The organism is Streptomyces abyssalis, from assembly GCF_001751365.1.
In the GTDB taxonomy this organism is placed as follows: Bacteria; Actinomycetota; Actinomycetes; order Streptomycetales; family Streptomycetaceae; genus Streptomyces; species Streptomyces abyssalis.
On record NZ_LJGT01000040.1, the window covers coordinates 1,130,442 to 1,149,421 of the forward strand.

The following is an 18,980-nucleotide window of genomic DNA, read 5'->3' on the forward strand; positions in this document are numbered from 1 at the left end:
CCGGCGGTTCACTGACGGCGAAGCAGCCGCGTGGCGCCCGTCGCGACGGTCGTGGCGAGGACCCAGCCCAGCAGAATCAGGCCGGCCGCCACCCACTGCGGTCCGCCCTTGGGGTCCCACGCGTTGTCCTGCCCGAGGCTGATGACGGGAAGCAGCAGGTCGAGCGCGTACAGCGCGGCGTTCCAGTGCGGGGACTCGTCGCCCTTGAGCGGGTCCGGCGGATGCGCCCCGAAGTACATGGCGCTCGCCGCCCACAGCATCGCCATCCACAGCGCGGCCTGCGCCGGGCGGTATCCGTAGGCGACCGTCCAGTCCTGTAAGTAGCCCCAGACCTTGCCCACCAGCGGAAGCGTCTCCCGGCGGCGCCGCTGTTTGGCCAGCAGCACCGCGCGGGCATTGGTGTCCTCGCCGCTGTTGCGGTACATCAGCGCCAACTGCTCGTACGGCAGCGGCGAATACTCGGGCGTGGCCGCCGCCAGCCACCGCAGCCGCTCCCGGACGTTGAAGTGGCCCTCCTTGGGGATGGCCTGCTGGTAGGTGAAGCCCGCCATCCACAGCCGCTGGTCCCTGGGCCAGCTGCCCACTCGGTCCAGCAGCTTCTCGACGGTGGCACCGGACAGCACGATCAGGCCGCGCTCGGGTGCGCGGGGTGTGAAGTTCAACTCGGGTGTCTGGATGCGGCGCAGGGACAGCTCCTGGTCCCGCTTCAGTTCGAACCGGGCGTTCTCGATGACGAGCGAGGAGTTGAACCGGCCGTCGTCCAGCACCACTCCGCCCGTGCACTCGAAGTGCTTCGTACGCCATCGGCCGCCGCCCTCCGAGATGAAGGGGACCGGAGTGCCGGTCGCCGGCGTGGTGCTGCCCTGCAGCTGCGAGGAGCGTCCCCGGTTGGCGTCGGCGAAGCTCGCGACGTGCTCGACGGTCATCTGCGGGGCGTGCAGGGCGTAGCGGCCCTTGGTGTTGCGCAGCACCGAGCCGAACATGTGGAGCGAGCTGCCGATCGTCGCCCCGCGCAGGCTCACTTCGCCGTCGGTGACCAGCAGGCTCGCCTGAAGCTCCTGGGAGACCGTGATGCCGTCGGCGGCGATCGCGCGTATGCGGCGGCCGCTGCCGACCGTCGCCTCGTTGAGCATCAGGTCGGTGCCGATGGTGGCGTCGGTGAGCTTGATGCCCTCGGGTATCGAGCAGCGCGGCAGGTGCAGATCACCGTCGGTGCTGAGCCGCGCGGCCTCGAGGCGCGGTATGTAGCAGTCGACGAGGCGGGCGGTGTGCATCCGCGCCTCGGAGATCCGCACCTCCCGCTCGAATCGGCACTGCCGCAGCTCGAAGTACGGCTCGATGACGCCGCCCGAGAGGTCGAGCACGTCGGTGATCCTGGCCCCGGAGATGTGCAGTGAGGCCACCCGCCCCAGCAGCGGCGGCGGCCCGTGCAGCAGCAGCAGAGCGATGACGCGGGCGCGCACGGTGCGCTCCGGGCCCCAGTCGTGGTCGCCGTTGGGGTCGTCGAGTTCCGCTTCGCCGCTGCGCAGGTCGTACTCGCTGCCGTTGAGGAAGGCCTGCCACATGCCCCACTCCGCCCTCGTCAGCCAGGACGGCGGTTCCCTCGATTCCAGCGGCTCGCTCACCGGTACACGTCCCCCTCTTCCTCCGCCGCGGGCCTGGTCGTGCCCCGGCTCTGCCCTCGGTCTGACGTAGCCGGGCAGGCTGCGCCCGGTGTCCGTCCGCTTCCTTCCCCCTGAGTGACCGTATGAACGCCAGAGGCGAGGATCTTCTCCAGGGGTGTGTATCACTCACTGATACGCGCGACCGGTGGGCGGACGCCGTCTGAGAGACTGGAGCCGTGATCTCCCGAATCGACCTGCGCGGTTCCGCCGTCTCCGCCGACGGCGGGATCGACCGTGATCTGCTGCCCCGCGCCGAGCTCGACGTCGAGGCCGTCCTGGAGAAGGTGCGGCCGATCTGCGACGACGTGCGGCATCGCGGCACCGCGGCGCTCCTGGAGTACGCGCAGCGGTTCGACGGCGTGACGCTGGAGCGCGTCCGCGTCCCGAGAGAGGCCCTGGACGAGGCGCTGGAGCGGCTGGACCCGGAGGTACGGGCGGCGCTGGAGGAGTCGGTCCGCCGCGCCCGCACCGTCCACCGTGCGCAGCGCCGCAGCGACTCGACGGTCACCGTCGTGCCCGGCGGCACGGTCACCGAGCGATGGGTGCCGGTCGAGCGGGTCGGGCTGTACGTGCCGGGCGGCCGTGCGGTCTACCCGTCGTCGGTCGTGATGAACGTCGTGCCCGCGCAGGAGGCCGGGGTCGGCTCCCTCGCCGTCACCTCGCCGCCGCAGCCGGCGTCCGGCGGCCTGCCGCACCCCACGGTCCTGGCAGCCTGCGCGCTGCTGGGTGTGTACGAGGTGTACGCGGCGGGCGGAGCGCAGGCCGTCGCGATGTTCGCCTACGGGACCGAGGAGTGCCGGCCGGCGCAGATGGTGACCGGCCCGGGCAACGTCTACGTCGCCGCGGCGAAGCGGCTGCTCAGGGGGACCCTCGGCATCGACTCCGAGGCAGGGCCGACCGAGATCGCCGTGCTCGCCGACGACACGGCCGACCCGGCGCACGTCGCCGCCGACCTGGTCAGCCAGGCCGAGCACGACACGGTCGCGGCCGCGGTGCTCGTGACGCCGTCCGCCGGGCTGGCGGAGGCGGTCGAGGCCGAGCTGAAGGAACAGGTCGCGGTGGCCCGGCACCGCGAGCGGATCAATGAGGCCCTGGCCGGGCGGCAGTCGGGCATCGTGCTCGTCGACTCCCTGGAGGACGGCCTCGCCGTCGTCAACGCCTACGCGGCGGAGCACCTGGAGATCCAGACCGCCGACGCGGCGGAGTGGGCCTCCCGGGTACGCAACGCGGGGGCGGTCTTCGTCGGGCCGTACGCCCCCGTCTCGCTCGGGGACTACTGCGCCGGCTCCAACCACGTGCTGCCGACAGGCGGTTGTGCCTGCCACTCCTCCGGTCTGTCCGTGCAGTCCTTCCTCCGCGGCATCCACGTCGTGGACTACTCGCGGGACGCACTCGCGGACGTCACGCACCACGTCGTCACGCTCGCGGAGGCCGAGGACCTGCCCGCGCACGGGGCGGCCCTGAAGGCACGTTTTGCCGGAGGCGAACCGAGAGGCCGGGGTGCCGGAGGCGAACCGAGAGGCCGGGGTGCCGGAGGCGAACCGAGAGGCCGGGGTGCCGGAGGCGAACCGAGAGGCCGGGGTGCCGGAGGCGAACCGAGAGGCCGGGGTGCCGGAGGCGAACCGAGAGGCCGGGGTGCCGGAGGCGAACCGAGAGGCCGGGGTGCCGGAGGCGAACCGAGAGGCCGGGGTGCCGGAGGCGAACCGAGAGGCCGGGGTGCCGGAGGCGAACCGAGAGGCCGGGGTGCCGGAGGCGAACCGAGAGGCCGGGGTGCCGGAGGCGAACCGAGAGGCCGGGGTGCCGGAGGCGAACCGAGAGGCCGGGGTGCCGGAGGCGAACCGAGAGGCCGGGGTGCCGGAGGCGAACCGAGAGGCCGGGGTGCCGGAGGCGAACCGAGAGGCCGGGGTGCCGGAGGCGAACCGAGAGGCCGGGGTGCCGGAGGCGAACCGAGAGGCCGGGGTGCCGGAGGCGAACCGAGAGGCCGGGGTGCCGGAGGCGAACCGAGAGGCCGGGGTGCCGGAGGCGAACCGAGAGGCCGGGGTGCCGGAGGCGAACCGAGAGGCCGGGGTGCCGGAGGCGAACCGAGAGGCCGGGGTGCCGGAGGCGAACCGAGAGGCACGGGTGCCGGAGGCGAACCGAGAGGCACGAGCGAAGGAAAGGTGCCGCAGAGCAAGTGACCGGCATCGAACAGCTCCCCGTCCGGGACGAGTTGCGCGGCAAGACCCCGTACGGCGCCCCGCAGCTCGACGTGCCCGTACGGCTCAATACCAACGAGAACCCGTACCCGCTGCCCGAGGAACTCGTGCAGCGCATCGCGGAGCGCGTGACCGACGCCGCCCGCACGCTGAATCGCTACCCGGACCGGGACGCCCTCGCGCTGCGCACCGCTCTGGCCGCGTATCTGACCCGCACCACCGGCTTCGAGGTCTCCCGGGAGCAGGTCTGGGCGGCCAACGGGTCCAACGAGGTCATCCAGCAGCTGCTGCAGACCTTCGGCGGGCCGGGCCGCACGGCCATCGGATTCGAGCCCTCCTACTCGATGCACGGCCTCATCTCCCGCGGCACCGGCACCGGCTGGCTGTCCGGGCCGCGCCGTGCGGACTTCACCATCGACACCGGTGCCGCGGTGCGCGCCATCGCGGAGCACCGGCCCGAGGTCGTCTTCGTCTGCTCGCCGAACAACCCCACGGGCACGGCCGTCGACCGCGGGACCGTGACCGAGCTGTACGAGGCGGCGCAGGCCGCCGGCCCGTCGATGGTGGTCGTGGACGAGGCGTACGGCGAGTTCTCGCACCGACCCTCGCTGCTGCCGCTGATCGAGGGCCGCCCGAACCTCGTCGTCAGCCGTACGATGTCGAAGGCCTTCGGAGCCGCGGGGCTGCGGCTCGGCTATCTCGCCGCCGACCCGGCGGTCGTGGACGCAGTGCAGCTCGTGCGGCTCCCGTATCACCTCTCGGCGGTCACGCAGGCCACCGCGCTGGCCGCCCTCGAACACACCGATACGCTGCTCGGATACGTCGAGCGGCTCAAGGACGAGCGGGACCGGCTGGTGCGTGAGCTGCGGGCCCTCGGTCTCGAAGTCACCGAATCCGATGCGAACTTCGTCCAGTTCGGAGTCTTCGACGACGCGCACGCGACGTGGCGCGCCCTGCTGGAGCACGGCGTGCTCGTGCGCGACAACGGAGTGCCGGGCCGGCTGCGGGTGACCGCCGGCACGCCCGAAGAGAACGACGCGTTCCTCGACGCGGTACGCGCAGTGACAAAGGAGACCCCCCGATGACTCTGGCTCGTGTGGGCCGCGTTGAGCGCAGCACCAAGGAGACCTCGGTCCTCGTCGAGATCAACCTCGACGGCACCGGCAAGGCCGACGTCTCCACCGGCGTCGGCTTCTACGACCACATGCTCGACCAGCTCGGCCGCCACGGCCTCTTCGACCTGTCGGTCAAGACCGAGGGCGATCTGCACATCGACAGCCACCACACCATCGAGGACACCTCGCTCGCGCTCGGCGCGGCCTTCAAGCAGGCCCTCGGCGACAAGAGCGGCATCGTGCGCTTCGCAAACGCGTCCGTACCGCTGGACGAGTCGCTGGCCCAGGTGACGGTCGACCTGTCGGGGCGCCCGTACCTCGTGCACAGCGAGCCCGAGGGCATGGCGCCGATGATCGGTGAGTACGACACGACGATGACGCGGCACATCCTGGAGTCCTTCGTGGCGCAGGCGCAGGTCGCGCTGCACGTGCACGTGCCGTACGGGCGCAACGCGCACCACATCGTGGAGTGCCAGTTCAAGGCGCTGGCACGGGCGCTGCGCTACGCGAGCGAGATCGACCCGCGGCAGAGCGGCATCCCGTCGACGAAGGGCGCGCTGTGACCGGTCTGTCGGCGCTCCTCATCTTCGTCGGTCTCTTCCTGCTCGGCGGCGCGGTCTCCTTCTGGAGGCAGAAGCTGCCCAAGGGCGTGGTCGCGGTGCTCGGCACGGGCTCCGCGCTCGCGCTGCTCGCCGGAATCCTGCGGCTGGAGGTGTGGACGTGAGCACCGGGAACGGTGGAGAAGGCAGCGGCGCGGGCAAGAAGGTCGTCGTCTTCGACTACGGCTTCGGCAACGTGCGTTCGGCCGAGCGCGCGCTGGCGCGCGCGGGCGCGGACGTGGAGATCACCCGCGACTACGACGCGGCCATGGCGGCCGACGGGCTGCTGGTGCCTGGCGTCGGCGCGTTCGCGGCCTGCATGGAGGGCCTGCGTGCCGCCCGCGGCGATTGGATCATCGAGCGGCGGCTCGCCGGAGGCCGTCCCGTACTGGGCATCTGCGTAGGCATGCAGATCCTCTTCGCGCGCGGCATCGAGCACGGCGTCGAGGCCGAGGGCATGGGCGAATGGCCGGGCACCGTGGGGCCGTTGAAGGCGGACGCCGATCACGCCGTTCCCCACATGGGCTGGAACACCGTTTCGCCCGCGGAGGGTTCACGCCTCTTCGACGGGCTCTCCGGCGGCGACCGCTACTACTTCGTCCACTCCTACGCCGTCCACGACTGGGAACTGACGGTCACGAACCCGGCGATGGCCCCGCCCAAGGTCAGCTGGGCCGAGCACGGCGCGCCGTTCGTCGCCGCCGTGGAGAACGGTCCGCTGTGGGCGACCCAGTTCCACCCGGAGAAGTCCGGTGACGCCGGTGCGCGGCTGCTCTCCAACTGGGCAGCGACCCTGTGAAACTGTGAAGCCGTGAACCTGTGAACCTCTCCACGACACCGTTCCGCCCCACCAGAGAGCCGAGAGAGCCTGTGTCCACGCCTCCGTCCACGCAGTCCGGGCAGTCCGCCCCCACAGCCCGCACGCTGGAACTCCTCCCCGCCGTCGACGTACGCGACGGTCAGGCCGTGCGCCTCGTGCACGGCGAGTCGGGGTCCGAGACCGCCTACGGCGACCCGCTGGAGGCGGCCCTCAACTGGCAGCGCGCGGGCGCCCGTTGGCTGCACCTGGTCGACCTCGATGCCGCGTTCGGCACGGGCGACAACCGCGCACGCATCGCCGAGGTGGCCCGCGCCATGGACATCGACGTCGAGCTGTCCGGCGGCATCCGCGACGACGGCACGCTCGCCGCCGCCCTCGCCACGGGCTGCCGCCGCGTCAACCTGGGCACGGCGGCGCTGGAGACCCCCGAGTGGGTCGCCAAGGTCATCGCCGAGCACGGCGACAAGATCGCCGTGGGCCTGGACGTACGGGGCACGACGCTGCGCGGCCGCGGCTGGACGCGCGACGGCGGCGACCTGTACGAGACGCTCGCACGGCTCGACTCGGAGGGCTGCGCCCGCTACGTCGTGACCGACATCAACAAGGACGGCACCCTCAAGGGCCCCAACCTCGAACTGCTGCGCAACGTCTGCGCCGTCACCGACCGTCCCGTCGTCGCGTCCGGCGGCGTCTCCTCCCTTGACGATCTGCGCGCGATCGCCACGCTGGTACCAGAAGGCGTCGAGGGCGCCATCGTGGGGAAGGCCCTCTACGCCGAGGCGTTCACACTTGAAGAGGCTTTGGAGGCCGTGTCTTCATGACCCAGTCCGAACGGCGTGACCTCGACGTGCAGCGGGACTGTTCCGGCAGCACCTGGGAGGAGACGATCGGCTTCGCACGCGCCGTCGCGGCCGGTGACCGCGTGCTGGTGGCGGGCACGATGCCGCTGTCGGACGGCAAGCTGCTGGGGGAGGGTTCGCCGTACGGGCAGACGAAGGCGGCCTTCGGCAACGCCCTGGAGGCTCTCGGGCCGTTCGGGCTCGACGCTTCGTCCGTGATCCGCACCCGGATGTATCTCACGCACGCGCGTGACGTGGAGGACGTGGCGCGTGCCCACCGCGAGATCTTCGGCGACGTCTCTCCCGCAGCCACCGTCGTGGTCGTCTCCGGCTTCGTGGACTCCAGGGTCCTGGTCGAGGTCGAGCTGGAGGCCTTCCGCGGCGACAGCCGTACGTGACAAGGCCGTTGACCGGCGGCCCGCACGGGCCGACGCCGTACCTCTTCCACGCACCGTCCCCGCAAGGAGCAAGCACAGCATGTCCGTGGCCGTACGAGTGATTCCCTGCCTGGACGTGGACGCCGGACGGGTCGTCAAAGGCGTGAACTTCAAGAACCTGCGTGACGCGGGCGACCCCGTCGAGATGGCCAAGATCTACGACGAGGAGGGCGCCGACGAGCTGACCTTCCTCGACATCACCGCCTCCTCCTCCGACCGCGAGACGACGTACGACGTGGTGCGGCGCACCGCCGAGCAGGTCTTCATCCCGCTGACGGTCGGCGGCGGCGTACGCAGCGGGGACGACGTCAACAGGCTGCTGCGCGCGGGCGCGGACAAGGTCGGCGTGAACACGGCGGCGATCGCCCGGCCCGAGCTGATCAGGGAGATCGCCGAACGCTTCGGCAGCCAGGTGCTGGTGCTCTCGGTGGACGCGCGGCGCTGCGGCGGGCCGGACAACGGGGGCGGCCCGGACTCCGCTGGCGCGGCCACGCCGTCCGGCTTCGAGGTCACCACGCACGGCGGCCGGCGCGGCACCGGCATCGACGCGGTCGAATGGGCGCAGCGGGCCGCGGAGCTGGGCGCGGGGGAGATCCTGCTGAACTCCATGGACGCGGACGGCACCAAGGACGGCTACGACACCGAGATGGTCGAAGCCGTGGGCAGGCACGTGTCGGTTCCCGTCATCGCCTCGGGCGGTGCCGGACGTCTGGAGCACTTTCCGGCGGCGGTCGCGGCAGGCGCGGACGCGGTGCTGGCCGCATCCGTCTTCCACTTCGGCGATCTGCGGATCGGCCAGGTCAAGGACGCGCTGCGCGAGGCGGGCGCTCCCGTTCGCTGAGCGTCGGGGGCACACGCGCGCCGCTCAGCGCGGCGCCCGGCCGGTCCGTGCGGTGCGGCGAAGGATCACCGGCCGGCGCGCCGGGCCGCGAAGCCCCACCGGCGCCGTCCGTTCCCGGACCCGGCAGCCGGGGGCCCCGGCGTACCGGGCGTCTGCGGGGGCGGCACGGTGGACTCCTCCTCGGCCGGGCCGGGCCCCGTGTCCGGCGGTCCGGACGGCGCCGCGGCTCCGGAGGGCGTTCCGGGGCCAGGGGGTGCGGTCGGCGTCGCCGGTGCCGGCGCGAACCGTACCGGCAGAGCGGTCAGCGCGCGGATGAACGGGCCGGGCCGCCAGGTGAGTTCGTCGACGGGAACGGCGAGCTCCATCTCGGGCAGCCGGTCGAGAAGCGTGTCGATGGCCACTTCGGCGATGACGCCGGCGGTGTCCTGAGCGGGGCAGGCGTGCGGGCCCGCGCTGAAGGCGAGATGTGCGGTGTTGACGGCCCGCTGCTCCTGGCTGGTCGGCAGGGCGGGGTCCAGGTTGGCGGCGGCGTGGCTGATCGTCACCGGGACGCCGGAGGGTATGAGGGTCTCCGATCCGTCGTCCGGGTCGCGCAGGACGTAGTCCTCGATGGCATACACGAACGAGTAGTTCGAGTGCGGTGCGTGCAGCCACAGCACCTCGTTGAGCGCGTCGGTGACGGTGAGGTTCCCGCCCGTCAGATCGCCGGCGAAGCGGTCGTCGGAGAGGAGCATCATCGTGGCGGTGGAGATCCAGGCGGTGCCGGGCACCTGGCCCGCGCCGGTGATCACCACGAGCTGGTCGATGAGTTCTTCCTGGGTGACGTCGGCGGAGTGCTGCAGCAGCCGCGTCGTCACGTCGTCGCCGGGAGCGCGGTGCTTGATCTCGATCAGTTCGGTCAGGCATGCCACCAGGTCCTGGACGCCCTCCTGGGCGGCGTCCGGTTCGACCGCGTTGACCATCTGCAGAAAGGCCCTGGAGATACGGCCGTTGAGATGGTCGGGACAGCCGAAGAGCTGCGTCAGGACCATGACCGGGATCCGCGCCGCGTACTGGGAGACGAGATCGGCCGTGCCGTCCGCCGCGAACTCGTCGATCAGCAGGGTGGCGCTGCGCTGGACGCAGGACCGCAGCTGGTGCGGGTCGATCCCGCTCAGAGCGCGGTCGACCGGGGTCCGCAGCCGCAGATGGTCCTGGCCGTCGGCGAACCACAGGCTCTTGCGCGGCCCCATGATGGGAAGGATCGGGCTGTCGCTGGGAACGCGTCCGTCGGCCAGCGCCTTCCAGCGGTGTGCGTCCTTGCTGAAGTAGGGGCTGCGGAGCACTTCCAGAGCCGCCTGGTAGCCGGTGACGAGGATGGATTCGACACCGGGCGCCAGCTCCACCCACTGGGCGGGGCCGCTCTGTGAACGCAGGCGCGCGTAGAGGGCGCCCGGATCCGCGGCGAAGTCGTCGTCGTACAGCTTCGGCAGCCCGGATTCGGACCCGGGCCCGGGCCCGGCCGTGCTGCTGTCGGAGCCGCCCGCGCGGTGGGCGGGGCAGCCGGACGCCGCTGCGTCCGGTCCGGAGAGGGGCGAGGAGGTCACGACGACTCCTGGTGGCCGGCGTACAGATGCTGGACGAGCGCGATCAGTGCGGCCTTCGCGGACCGGCGGTCCCGTGCGTCACATGTGATCAGCGGTGTGCCGGGATCGAGGTCGAAGGCTTCGCGGAGTTCGGTGCCGGGGTAGTCCGGGGTGTCGGGGAAGGTGTTGAGGGCGACGATGTGCGGCAGCGCGCTCTTCTCCACCAGGCTCAGGGCCTCGAACGACTGGTCCAGGAACCGGGAGTCGGCGAGCACGAGGGCCCCGTAGGCGCCGCGGGAGAGGTCTTCCCAGATCTGTGTGAAGCGCTGCTGGCCCGGCGTGCCGAACAGATACAGCGCGAGGTCCTCGGCGAGCGTGAGCCGGCCGAAGTCCAGGGCCACGGTGGTGGAGTGCTTGTCCGGCACTCCCGTCAGGTCGTCCACCCCGGCGCCGTTCTGCGTCATCAGTTCCTCGGTGCGCAGCGGCTCGATCTCGCTGACCGCTCCGATGAGAGTCGTCTTTCCGACGCCGAACGGGCCCACGACCATGAGCTTTGCCGTGATCTGCACGGTGTCGCGGACATAGACGCCGTCAGAGAGCCTGGAGCCCATGCAGCATCCTCTCCAGGGTTCGCAGATGTTCGGGGCCCGCAGGCGTGCCGGCGGCCGGCCCGATCCCGGAACCCGCCTGGTCGCCCTGGTCGCCCTTGACCGACAGCAGACCGGAGTCGATCAGGTCGCCGAGCAGGATGCGCGTGATGGTGAGCGGCTGCCCCAGGTGCCCGGCGACCTCGACGACGGTCAGATAGCCGCCGCGGCACAGATCGATCGCCCGCAGGTGTTCGGGCTGCAGCCCGGTGCGTGGCTTGCCCGGCACCGCGGTGACCATCGTGATCAGGTCCAGCTCGTCGGCCGTCCCGGTGGGCTGGGCCCGCCCGCCGGTCAGCACGAACGACCTCACCAGGTCATGCCTGTGTCGGTGCGTCATGTGCTGCTGCCGACGTCCTCGCGGAGTCCGGTGCCCATCTCCCGCCCGAGCTGGGCCACGACCTCGTGCATCCGGTACGCGACCTGCCCGACGTCCGCGGCCCCGGATGTCGCCACCGACAGGAACGTCGAGTCGTGGGCGCGGATGGTGACGACGAATCCGCCGTCGAACTCGACCATGCTCTGCCGCCACGAGTCGGCAGGGGCGCGGCAGAACATCGCGGTCGCACTGCTGGTGGACTGAACACCCGCGAGAGCGGCGGCGATGCTGTCGGCCTGGTCCTGGTCCAGCCCCGGGGAGAACGCCTTCACCAGGCCGTCGGCGGTGATGAGGATCGCGTCATGGACCTCGGGCTGGTCCAGCACCTGATTGAGCATCCATGCGTCCCGGTTCTGGTTCATGACTCGGGGGTCCCTTCAGTGGACGGACGGAGGCGGTCGGCCGCCGCCTTGCCTGCTCGCTGGAACGCACCGATCGATGCCGCCGCTTCGCGGGGCGTGCGCTCCGCGGCCGGCCTGGAGGCGGGGCGCGGCTGCCCGGCCGGTCCGGCGCTCGGGGCGGCCTTCTTCCGGGTCCGCTTGGGCAGTCCGTTGGCGGTGGTCGTGACAGGCGCCGGGGTCTCGTCGTCGTCCCGGGTGGACGGGGCCGTCTCCGGGACGGTCTCCCGGGCAGGTTCCTGCGCCTTGGCCGGGGCCTCGCGGGGGGCCTCGCCGGGGAGCGTGTCGCGGGGAGGCGCCGACGCGGCCGGGGAGGCGGAGGACCGTACCGGGTCCGTCAGCAGGGTCCTGGGGAGATTGACCACCGCGCGCACCCCGCCGAACGCCGAGGCCGTGTCGACGGAGACCGTGAATCCGTAGCGCCGGGCCAGCGCACCGCAGGCGGCGAGTCCGAAGCGCGGGGGGTCTCCCAGCTTCGCGATGCTCAGGGAGTCGTCGTTGAGCAGCCGCGTGGCTTTCTCCTGCTCCGCGGCGTTCAGGCCCACCCCGGCGTCCTCGATCACGAAGGCCAGCCCGCTGTGGGTGAGTTGGACGTGCACCTGTACGGGGGTCTGCGGGTGCGAGGAGCGGGTCGCGTTCTCCAGCAGCTCGGCGATCGTCATGACGAGGGGTTCGACCACCCGGCCCGTCACGGCCCGGGTGTCCTCGATCCGGACGATGTGGACGCGCTTGTAGTCCATTATCCGCCCGATGGCGCCGCGGACGATGTCGTGGAGCGGGGTCGCGTTGTGCTGACGGCCTGGCCACGCCCGGCAGACCACCGCCATGCCGACCGCGCGGCGCAGGATCTGGGCGTTCGTGTGGTCCAGCTGCATCAGGTCTTCGAGGAAGACGGAGTCGTCGTGGCGCCCCGTCATCTCATTGATCTTCAACTGCTGCCCGTTCGCCAGCCCTTGAAGCTTCCTGGCGACCGCGAGCAGCAGGCCCTCGGCACCCTGCTCGGCTCTCTCGGTCGCGTGGCTGAACATCTCCAGCACCGAGTCGTGCGCCTCTGCGAACTCCGTGCCCGCGAGTGATTCGTACAAGGGACCCGGAACACCCGAACGCGGCCCCCGCCACTGGGCCTCCGACATCGCCTTGAGGCGCTGCTGTACGAGGTACAGCGTCTCCTGTTCGAGCATGCGGACGCGTTTTTCGAGGGCCTGGGCCCGCTCCGCACTCCGGGCGGCGTTCCTGCGGTGCCGGAGTGCCGCGACGAAGGCCACGAGGGCGGCTACAGCCAGGAACGGCGCGAGCCATATCGCTACGTCCGAGATGCGCATCATCAGATCCTCAAGCAGGAGCGAGTTCGCCGGTCGGGAGAGGGGTCAAGCACGTCACGAGCCGGTCCGCAGGAGGGCAAGGGTGGTAAGTCAAGATACGTCAGCCGTCTTTGAATTCAAGACAGTTGGCAGGAGAACTTGACCTGGCGTTTGCGCCCTACCGCTCCCCGTGGCGGACCTGGGCGGACATATGTCTCCTCGTGCGCTCACCGGTCTTTTCCTCCGCCGGATTACGTTCTCGCCCACACCGACGAAACCGCGCGAATTCGGGCCCTTCAGTGCTGCTGCGGAATTCGATGCTCAAGGCAACGGGACAGGCCGGAGCTCGCCATCGGCGCGCGGGTCGGCCCGGAGCGGGGCGGGCGCCGCAGCCGGAGCGGCCAGGGCCAGGGCACGCCGTAGGCGGACGGCGGGGCGCGCCGGGAGAACCGGGACGGTTCCCGCCGCCGGCGAGCGTCCTCGTCGTGACGGACCCCCGCCTCTCCCGCCGAGTTCCGGGGGCGGTAGAGGCGGGGGCCGTGTGCCGTCAGGGGCTCAGATGCCCAGTTCCGCGTCGTGGGCCCGCGCGACGGCCTCCTTCTCGCCCTCCTCCTCGACCTGCGCGACGCGCTGGCGTCCCGAGGCGTAGAGCACCAGCTCGTTCGGCTCGCCGGTGACGGTGACCACCGGCGTGCCCTTGCGGGCCACGACCGTCTGGCCGTTGGGGCGGCGCAGCACCAGTCCCACGGGCGACTTGCGGCCGAACACCCGGGCCATGCTCTCCATCCGCTTCCACAGCGCGTCCTGGAAGACGGAGTCCAGCTCCCGCGGCGTCCACTGGGGGAGGGCGCGGCGCAGGTCCTCCGCGTGGATGTAGAACTCGACGGTGTTCGCGGCCTCGTCGACCTGCTTGAGCGCGTACGGGGACATCCGCGGCGGCCCCGTGCGGATGAGCTGGATCAGCTCCTCGTACGGCTTGGAGATGAACTCGCCCTGGACACGGTCGAGTCGGGGGGCGAGCGCCTTGAGCACGAGCCCGCCGGCGGCGTCCGCCCGCCGTTCGCGCACCACGACGTGCGCCGCGAGGTCGCGAGCCTTCCAGCCCTCGCAGAGGGTCGGGGCCTCCGGTCCGCTGCTCTCCAACAGGTCCGCCAGGATGAGACGTTCACGCTTGGCATGGGTCGACATGCCGCCAAGGGTACGGCGGGCCGCGCGCCGGAGCGTTGATTTCGGGCCCGCCCGGCAGGCGTCGCCCGCCGGGACCGGTGGCCCGGGAGGGCCGCTAGCCGCGCCCGTGGCACTCGCGGCTGTGGCGGTCCCCGGTGCTGTCGCGGTACTCCGGGCCGGGGTCCTCACGGCTGCGCTCCTCGCCGCCGTCCTTCTCCCGGCTGCGCTCCCCGCCACCGTGCTTGTCCCGGCTACGCTCCTCGCGTCCCCGGTCGAAGAACTCCTCGGCCGTCGTCATGAAGGCGCGGGTCACCGAGACCGAACGGCGCTCGCGCAGGCACACGGCGAAGGCCTCGGTGAAGATGTCGGCATCGAGGATGCGCAGCATGCGGGTGCGGTGGTCCGGGACGTACTCGATGTCGGTGGTGATGCCCACCCCGAACCCGGCCACGACGGCCTCCCGTACGCCCTCGCGGCACACCTCGAGGGTGACCCGCGGGACGATGCCGCGCTCCTGCAGCGCCTGCTCCAGGGTGAGTCGGCAGGTGGAGCCCCTTTCCCGCAGAACCACTGCCGTGCCGTCGAGTTCGGCGAGCCGCACGCCGTCACGGGCGGCCCAGGGATGGTCGTCGCGGCAGAAGAGCACGACGTCCTGCCTGCTGTAGGGCAGGGCGTGCAGCCGGCTGTCCAGCGTCGTCTGGCCGACGATGCCGACGTCGATCTCCTGCTCGGTGAGTCTGCGGATGACGGTGGCGGAGTTGTCCAGCAGCAGGGAGAGCGTCACGCCGGGGTGGGCCCGGTTGAACGCGGACAGCAGGCGCATCACGAAGTACGGCGCCACACCGCCCACCCGGAGCCTCCCCCGCAGGGTGCTGCCCGCCGAGTTCAGCAGCTCCACCGCCTCGCCCTCCAGGGCGAAGAGCTGCCTGGTGATGGTGAAGAGGGACTCCCCGAGCTCGGTGAGGCGGACCCTGCGAGGCGTGCGGCGCACCAGCTCCACGCCGTAGTGGGCTTCGAGCTGGCGCAGCTGGATCGTCACCGTCGGCTGGCTGACGTGCAGCAGTGAGGCCGCCGCCGTGATGCTTCCGGCGACGGCCACCGCGTGGAACGAGCGGAGCTGGTTGAAGGAGACGTACGGCAGAGTGTTCGGACGCGTCCCTGCGGTCCTCGAAGGGACGGCGGACGTGGTGCCGGCGGGGACGGGGACGGCCTCGGGCATAAGCTCCGTCACCCCTACTCCGAGACTACTCCGAGACGCGGACCCAGACCTTTCCATGGTCGACCCGTGCCTGATGGACGCGCAAGGGCCGCGTCAGCGGAGGGCCCATGGCCTTTCCGGTCGGTATGTGGAACACGCCCTGGTGGCGGGGGCATTCGACGGTGTCGTCCTGTACATAGCCCTCGGACAGGGATGCCTCCTGGTGGGTGCAGCAGTCGTCGGTGACGTAGTAGTCGCCGCCGATGTTGAAGACCGCGTACGCGTGACCGCGCAGGTTCACGCAGACGACGTCGTCCTCCTCGACCTCGGACGCGTCGGTCAGGGCGCACCAGCCCTCTTCGGTGTCGCTCATCTCGCTCCTCGCCGGTTCGGCCTCGTACGGACGTGGCGGCCCGCACCGCCAGGGGGCCGGCAGTGTGCGGCCACGGACGTCAAGTGCTGCCTCCCGCACCGCTGATGGCGCTGGGCTCCGGGTCGCTGTAGCGGTTGACCAGGGCGTTGTGGCGGCTCATGCTCGGCTTGAGGTCGTCGTAGAGCTGCGACCACAGCTCGAAGAAGTCGACGTACATGGCGTGCAGTTCGGGGTCCGGTTCGACCACGCCGCGCACCGGGGCGAGGTCCTTCATCGGCTCGCGCATGTCCGCGTAGAGCCCGGCGCCCGAGGCGGCGATCACGGCGTCGCCCAGCGGCGCCGCCTCGTCCACGTCGGGAATCAGCAGCCGCCGGTTGGTGACGTTGGCGGTGATCTGGTTCCACAGCGGGCTCTTGGCAGGGCCTCCGTTGAGCACGAGTTCGGGGAAGTCGGCGCCGCCCTCCTCCGCGATGCGCACGTTGGAGTAGAGGTCGTAGGCGACGCCTTCGATCAGCGCTCTGATCACATGGGCGCGGCTCGTGAACGGCTGCATCCCGAAGAAGACGCCGCACGCCTGCCCGTTCCAGCGAGGCGAGAGGGAGTTGCCGAGGTACGGCAGATACATCAGCCCGTCGGCGCCGGGGGTGATGCGTTCGGCCTGCGCGGTGACGAGGTCGAAGACGTTACGGCCCATGCGTTCCGCCAGTGCGCTCTCGGGGTCGGCGAACTTGTCGCGGAACCACTTCAGGGAGGCCCCCGTGAAGGCCATCGGCGCGTCGAACAGCGTCATCCCGTCCAGCACATGTGGCCACTTGAGGATGCGGTACTCCTCGGGCAGTTCGTCCCGCGGCACGATCACGCCCCAGTTGGAGCCGGTTCCCATCGAGTAGTACGCCTGCCCCGTCTCCGTAGCGCCCGCCCCCAGCGCGGCCGCTCCGATGTCGGTGCCGCCGGCCACCACCGCGGTGCCTTCGGCCAGGCCCGTCTCGCGGGCCGCCTGCGGGGTGACGGCGCCGATGACCGTGTCGGAGGTGTGGATGTCCGGATAGATGTCCGGGGGGAGGCCGAGCGCCTCGGTCAGGGAGTGGTCCCAGCGCGCGTTGCGGTGCTCGTACGGGTAGAACAGCCCGGCGTCGCCATGGTTCATGGCGTACTCGCCGGTCAGCCGCATCGTGCAGTAGCCGGCGGGGGAGAGGAGCTTGTGGGTCGCGGCGAAGACCTCCGGCTCGTGCGTACGCAGCCACATCGCCTTGGGCTCGATGAACCAGGAGGCGACGCGGTTGCCGTTGACGGCCTTGATCCGGTCCTCGCCCACCTGCTCGCGGATCTCGTCGCACTCGCGGTGCGAGCGGCTGTCCATCCAGATCATGGCGCGCCGCAGCGGCCGTCCGTCCCGGTCCACCGGCAGCGTCACGCCGACCAGGCCCGAGACCGACACCCCGGCCACGTCCGAGGCCGGACCCGGGTACTGGCTCACGCAGCGGGCTGTGCAGGAGGAGACCGCCCGCCAGTAGTCGTCGGGGTCCTGCTCCGCCCACCCGGGGTGCGGGTGGTGCAGCGGGTGCTCCGCCGCGGCGGAGGCCACGACGGTGCCCTCCGCCGTGTCGAGGATGCACGCCTTGACGTTGGTGGTGCCTATGTCGATGCCGAGCGAGAGGTGTCCGGACAACGGATGCTCCTTTGCATCACGGAAAGGGAAACGGCACGGCGGCGAGGCCTGGCCGCCGTGCCGCGTGAGGTGCCCGCGCGGGCGGTCCCTGCTAGCCGGTCACCGCAGCGGACGTGCTGGTCGGCACCGTCGATCCGGACCCGTTGCCGAGATTGCCGACGATGTCGCGGTGGGCACGTACGTACCCCTTGCTCACCACGTACTGCCGCTCCGCGGGCGCGTCGGGAAGCGCCCGGTGCAGCCGCCGCAGCGCGTGGAACGGTACGGACGGCGCCAGATGGTGCTCCGCGTGGTACGGCATGTTCCAGTACAGGAAGCGGATCACCGGATTGGTGAGCGTGGTCCGGGTGTTGGTCAGCGGGTCCGCACCCTCGGCCATGCCGGTGTGCTCGGCCATGCGTACGAGGCGGAGTGCCGGCTCCGCGACGACGCGCGGGACCAGCCAGAACGCGAGCAGCCCGGCCCATGTGCCGGTGACGGCGCAGACGGCTCCGACGAGCACGTACAGACCCACCATCAGCCGGGCCTCCCACACCACGCGGGGGCGTTCGGACTCGGGGAGGAAGAACCGCTCGCGGTCGTTGAAGCGCCCGGTGCAGCCCCGGTACAGCGTGCCCACGACTTTCGGCCAGAATTCCATTCCGAAAACCTCGCCGAGATACCCGGAAATACCGTCCGGCATGGGCACCTGGTCCGGGTCGCGTTCCGGGTCCTGTGTGTAGGAATGGTGCGCCGCGTGACGGTAACGGAAATAAAGCGCGGGCCGCATCATCAGGACGCCGCAGAATGTCGCCACCGTGCTGTTCAGACGGCGCGTGCGGAAAGCCGTGCCGTGCGTGCACTCGTGCATCGGCGCGAACAGGAACACCACGACGACCCCCTGCGCGAACATCGCCGGGAGCATCCACCAGGTGCCCCAACTCCAGGCGACCAGGGCCGTGGTGGCGGCGCCGGCCGCCAGGTGCCCCGCCATGTAGCGCAGCGCCGGGCCGTTGCGCCGCCGCTGCAGCCCCTTGAGTTCCTTCCGTGGAAGCGGCGGCTTCACGGGTTTTGCCCAAGGGTCCGTTTCGCCGGGCGTCAGCATCGGTGTCATCTGCCGCACTCCTCCCTCCCCCTACGCCTCCGGCGTGGGAGGTGCCCATTCCATGGCGGTCTCCCTGCCACACGATGAGTGAGAAAGGCTCATGGTGTCGAATAGAAAAATCAAAGAAGCGCCATAGATTCCCTCTATGCCGCACACCGCCGATGCTGCTTGCCCAGCCGGTACGCACACCACCTGCGGCACCGCGCGCGGCGGACGTGCACCGCCTGCACGCCCGCGCGCGGCATGCGCGAGAATGGTCCCCATGCCCGCACGTTCCTCCGCGGGGTCGCTCGATCCCGAGATCGCCGCACGCCTCAGGCGCAACGCCGACGGACTGTTCCCCGCCGTCGCCCAGCAGCACGACACGGGCGAGGTGCTGATGCTCGGCTGGATGGACGACGAGGCCCTGCACCGCACCCTCACCACCGGCCGCGCCACCTACTTCAGCCGCAGCCGCAAGGATTACTGGGTCAAGGGCGACACCTCCGGCCACGTCCAGCACGTACGGTCCGTGGCGCTCGACTGCGACGGCGACACGGTGCTCGTCAAGGTCGACCAGGTCGGCGCCGCCTGCCACACGGGCGACCGCACCTGCTTCGACGCGGATGTGCTGCCGGTCTCCGCGCCTTCGGCGGGACGGGAATCCGAGGCGGGCCGCACACCCGCGAGCGGTGATGGCCAGTAAGGTC

19 protein-coding genes and 1 pseudogene are annotated in these 18,980 nt (G+C 71.1%); 9 read left to right on the plus strand and 11 right to left on the minus strand.

All coding sequences use genetic code 11. The features are described 5' to 3' along the window. Window positions 1–8 precede the first annotated feature (8 nt). The gene (locus AN215_RS19725) at window positions 9–1,625 is read right to left on the minus strand and encodes an oxidoreductase (protein WP_070012021.1); all 1,617 of its coding nucleotides are present in this window, start codon (window positions 1,623–1,625) and stop codon (window positions 9–11) included. Window positions 1,626–1,840: 215 nt separating this feature from the next. On the opposite strand from AN215_RS19725, the pseudogene hisD reads away from it, so the two are divergent. From hisD to hisF, 8 genes and pseudogenes are all read left to right on the plus strand, one after another. Further along, window positions 1,841–3,163: pseudogene (hisD, locus tag AN215_RS19730) on the plus strand (histidinol dehydrogenase); the annotation flags it as partial. A gap of 674 nt (window positions 3,164–3,837) precedes the next feature. Continuing rightward, a complete protein-coding gene (locus AN215_RS19735) occupies window positions 3,838–4,944 on the plus strand; it encodes a histidinol-phosphate transaminase (RefSeq protein ID WP_070012022.1) in 1,107 nt (368 codons plus the stop codon). Window positions 4,945–4,946: 2 nt separating this feature from the next. Continuing rightward, on the plus strand, window positions 4,947–5,537 hold the full coding sequence (gene hisB, locus AN215_RS19740) for an imidazoleglycerol-phosphate dehydratase HisB (RefSeq protein ID WP_070012130.1): 591 nt from the start codon (window positions 4,947–4,949) through the stop codon (window positions 5,535–5,537). Continuing rightward, window positions 5,534–5,698: a hypothetical protein gene (locus tag AN215_RS29915; RefSeq protein ID WP_171904225.1), complete on the plus strand. Its 165-nt coding sequence runs from the start codon at window positions 5,534–5,536 to the stop codon at window positions 5,696–5,698. Before hisB ends, AN215_RS29915 begins: the two co-directional genes overlap by 4 nt. Further along, window positions 5,695–6,372 carry an imidazole glycerol phosphate synthase subunit HisH gene (gene hisH, locus AN215_RS19745; RefSeq protein WP_070012131.1) on the plus strand — a complete coding sequence of 226 codons (678 nt, stop codon included), beginning with the start codon at window positions 5,695–5,697 and terminating at the stop codon, window positions 6,370–6,372. Before AN215_RS29915 ends, hisH begins: the two co-directional genes overlap by 4 nt. 71 nt (window positions 6,373–6,443) lie before the next feature. Beyond that, window positions 6,444–7,214 carry a bifunctional 1-(5-phosphoribosyl)-5-((5-phosphoribosylamino)methylideneamino)imidazole-4-carboxamide isomerase/phosphoribosylanthranilate isomerase PriA gene (gene priA, locus AN215_RS19750; RefSeq protein WP_171904226.1) on the plus strand — a complete coding sequence of 257 codons (771 nt, stop codon included), beginning with the start codon at window positions 6,444–6,446 and terminating at the stop codon, window positions 7,212–7,214. Continuing rightward, entirely contained in the window at window positions 7,211–7,630 is a 420-nt protein-coding gene (locus tag AN215_RS19755) for a RidA family protein (RefSeq protein WP_070012023.1), read from the plus strand. The genes priA and AN215_RS19755 overlap by 4 nt, the downstream gene beginning before the upstream one ends. A gap of 79 nt (window positions 7,631–7,709) precedes the next feature. Then, window positions 7,710–8,510 (plus strand): imidazole glycerol phosphate synthase subunit HisF, encoded by an 801-nt coding sequence (gene hisF, locus AN215_RS19760; RefSeq protein WP_070012024.1) that lies wholly within the window; start codon window positions 7,710–7,712, stop codon window positions 8,508–8,510. A 65-nt stretch (window positions 8,511–8,575) separates the two neighbouring features. Here the strand turns inward: hisF and AN215_RS19765 are convergent, their stop codons facing one another. The 10 genes from AN215_RS19765 to AN215_RS19810 form a co-directional block, all read right to left on the minus strand. Further along, window positions 8,576–10,096, minus strand: a complete 1,521-nt coding sequence (locus tag AN215_RS19765; RefSeq protein ID WP_070012025.1) for a cytochrome P450 family protein — start codon at window positions 10,094–10,096, stop codon at window positions 8,576–8,578. Continuing rightward, window positions 10,093–10,686 carry a GTP-binding protein gene (locus tag AN215_RS19770; RefSeq protein ID WP_070012026.1) on the minus strand — a complete coding sequence of 198 codons (594 nt, stop codon included), beginning with the start codon at window positions 10,684–10,686 and terminating at the stop codon, window positions 10,093–10,095. The genes AN215_RS19765 and AN215_RS19770 overlap by 4 nt, the downstream gene beginning before the upstream one ends. Then, window positions 10,667–11,062, minus strand: a complete 396-nt coding sequence (locus tag AN215_RS19775) for a DUF742 domain-containing protein (protein ID WP_070012027.1) — start codon at window positions 11,060–11,062, stop codon at window positions 10,667–10,669. Before AN215_RS19775 ends, AN215_RS19770 begins: the two co-directional genes overlap by 20 nt. After that, the gene (locus AN215_RS19780) at window positions 11,059–11,463 is read right to left on the minus strand and encodes a roadblock/LC7 domain-containing protein (RefSeq protein WP_070012028.1); all 405 of its coding nucleotides are present in this window, start codon (window positions 11,461–11,463) and stop codon (window positions 11,059–11,061) included. Before AN215_RS19780 ends, AN215_RS19775 begins: the two co-directional genes overlap by 4 nt. Further along, window positions 11,460–12,821, minus strand: coding sequence for an ATP-binding protein (locus AN215_RS19785; RefSeq protein WP_070012133.1), 1,362 nt, complete (start codon window positions 12,819–12,821; stop codon window positions 11,460–11,462). The genes AN215_RS19780 and AN215_RS19785 overlap by 4 nt, the downstream gene beginning before the upstream one ends. 534 nt (window positions 12,822–13,355) lie before the next feature. Continuing rightward, entirely contained in the window at window positions 13,356–13,988 is a 633-nt protein-coding gene (locus tag AN215_RS19790) for a TIGR03085 family metal-binding protein (protein ID WP_070012029.1), read from the minus strand. Between the two features lie 94 nt (window positions 13,989–14,082). Next, window positions 14,083–15,198 (minus strand): LysR substrate-binding domain-containing protein, encoded by a 1,116-nt coding sequence (locus AN215_RS19795; protein WP_171904227.1) that lies wholly within the window; start codon window positions 15,196–15,198, stop codon window positions 14,083–14,085. 13 nt (window positions 15,199–15,211) lie between these two features. After that, window positions 15,212–15,538: a non-heme iron oxygenase ferredoxin subunit gene (locus AN215_RS19800; RefSeq protein ID WP_070012031.1), complete on the minus strand. Its 327-nt coding sequence runs from the start codon at window positions 15,536–15,538 to the stop codon at window positions 15,212–15,214. Window positions 15,539–15,617: 79 nt separating this feature from the next. Further along, window positions 15,618–17,207: a xylulokinase gene (locus tag AN215_RS19805; RefSeq protein WP_070012032.1), complete on the minus strand. Its 1,590-nt coding sequence runs from the start codon at window positions 17,205–17,207 to the stop codon at window positions 15,618–15,620. Window positions 17,208–17,298: 91 nt separating this feature from the next. After that, the gene (locus AN215_RS19810; protein ID WP_079123208.1) at window positions 17,299–18,300 is read right to left on the minus strand and encodes a fatty acid desaturase; all 1,002 of its coding nucleotides are present in this window, start codon (window positions 18,298–18,300) and stop codon (window positions 17,299–17,301) included. A gap of 253 nt (window positions 18,301–18,553) precedes the next feature. Here AN215_RS19810 and hisI point away from each other — a divergent pair, with 253 nt between their 5' ends. Next, window positions 18,554–18,976, plus strand: a complete 423-nt coding sequence (gene hisI, locus AN215_RS19815) for a phosphoribosyl-AMP cyclohydrolase (protein WP_070012034.1) — start codon at window positions 18,554–18,556, stop codon at window positions 18,974–18,976. Window positions 18,977–18,980: the final 4 nt, after the last annotated feature.

What these genes read in the sequence shown, in the direction of transcription:
- AN215_RS19755 (WP_070012023.1), top strand. Translation starts at nt 7,211, where the DNA reads ATGACCCAGTCCGAACGGCGTGACCTCGACGTGCAGCGGGACTGTTCC.
- hisF (WP_070012024.1), top strand. Translation starts at nt 7,710, where the DNA reads ATGTCCGTGGCCGTACGAGTGATTCCCTGCCTGGACGTGGACGCCGGA.
- AN215_RS19770 (WP_070012026.1), bottom strand. Translation starts at nt 10,686, where the DNA reads ATGGGCTCCAGGCTCTCTGACGGCGTCTATGTCCGCGACACCGTGCAG.
- AN215_RS19775 (WP_070012027.1), bottom strand. Translation starts at nt 11,062, where the DNA reads ATGACGCACCGACACAGGCATGACCTGGTGAGGTCGTTCGTGCTGACC.
- AN215_RS19780 (WP_070012028.1), bottom strand. Translation starts at nt 11,463, where the DNA reads ATGAACCAGAACCGGGACGCATGGATGCTCAATCAGGTGCTGGACCAG.
- AN215_RS19785 (WP_070012133.1), bottom strand. Translation starts at nt 12,821, where the DNA reads ATGCGCATCTCGGACGTAGCGATATGGCTCGCGCCGTTCCTGGCTGTA.
- AN215_RS19790 (WP_070012029.1), bottom strand. Translation starts at nt 13,988, where the DNA reads ATGTCGACCCATGCCAAGCGTGAACGTCTCATCCTGGCGGACCTGTTG.
- AN215_RS19800 (WP_070012031.1), bottom strand. Translation starts at nt 15,538, where the DNA reads ATGAGCGACACCGAAGAGGGCTGGTGCGCCCTGACCGACGCGTCCGAG.
- AN215_RS19810 (WP_079123208.1), bottom strand. Translation starts at nt 18,300, where the DNA reads ATGACACCGATGCTGACGCCCGGCGAAACGGACCCTTGGGCAAAACCC.
- hisI (WP_070012034.1), top strand. Translation starts at nt 18,554, where the DNA reads ATGCCCGCACGTTCCTCCGCGGGGTCGCTCGATCCCGAGATCGCCGCA.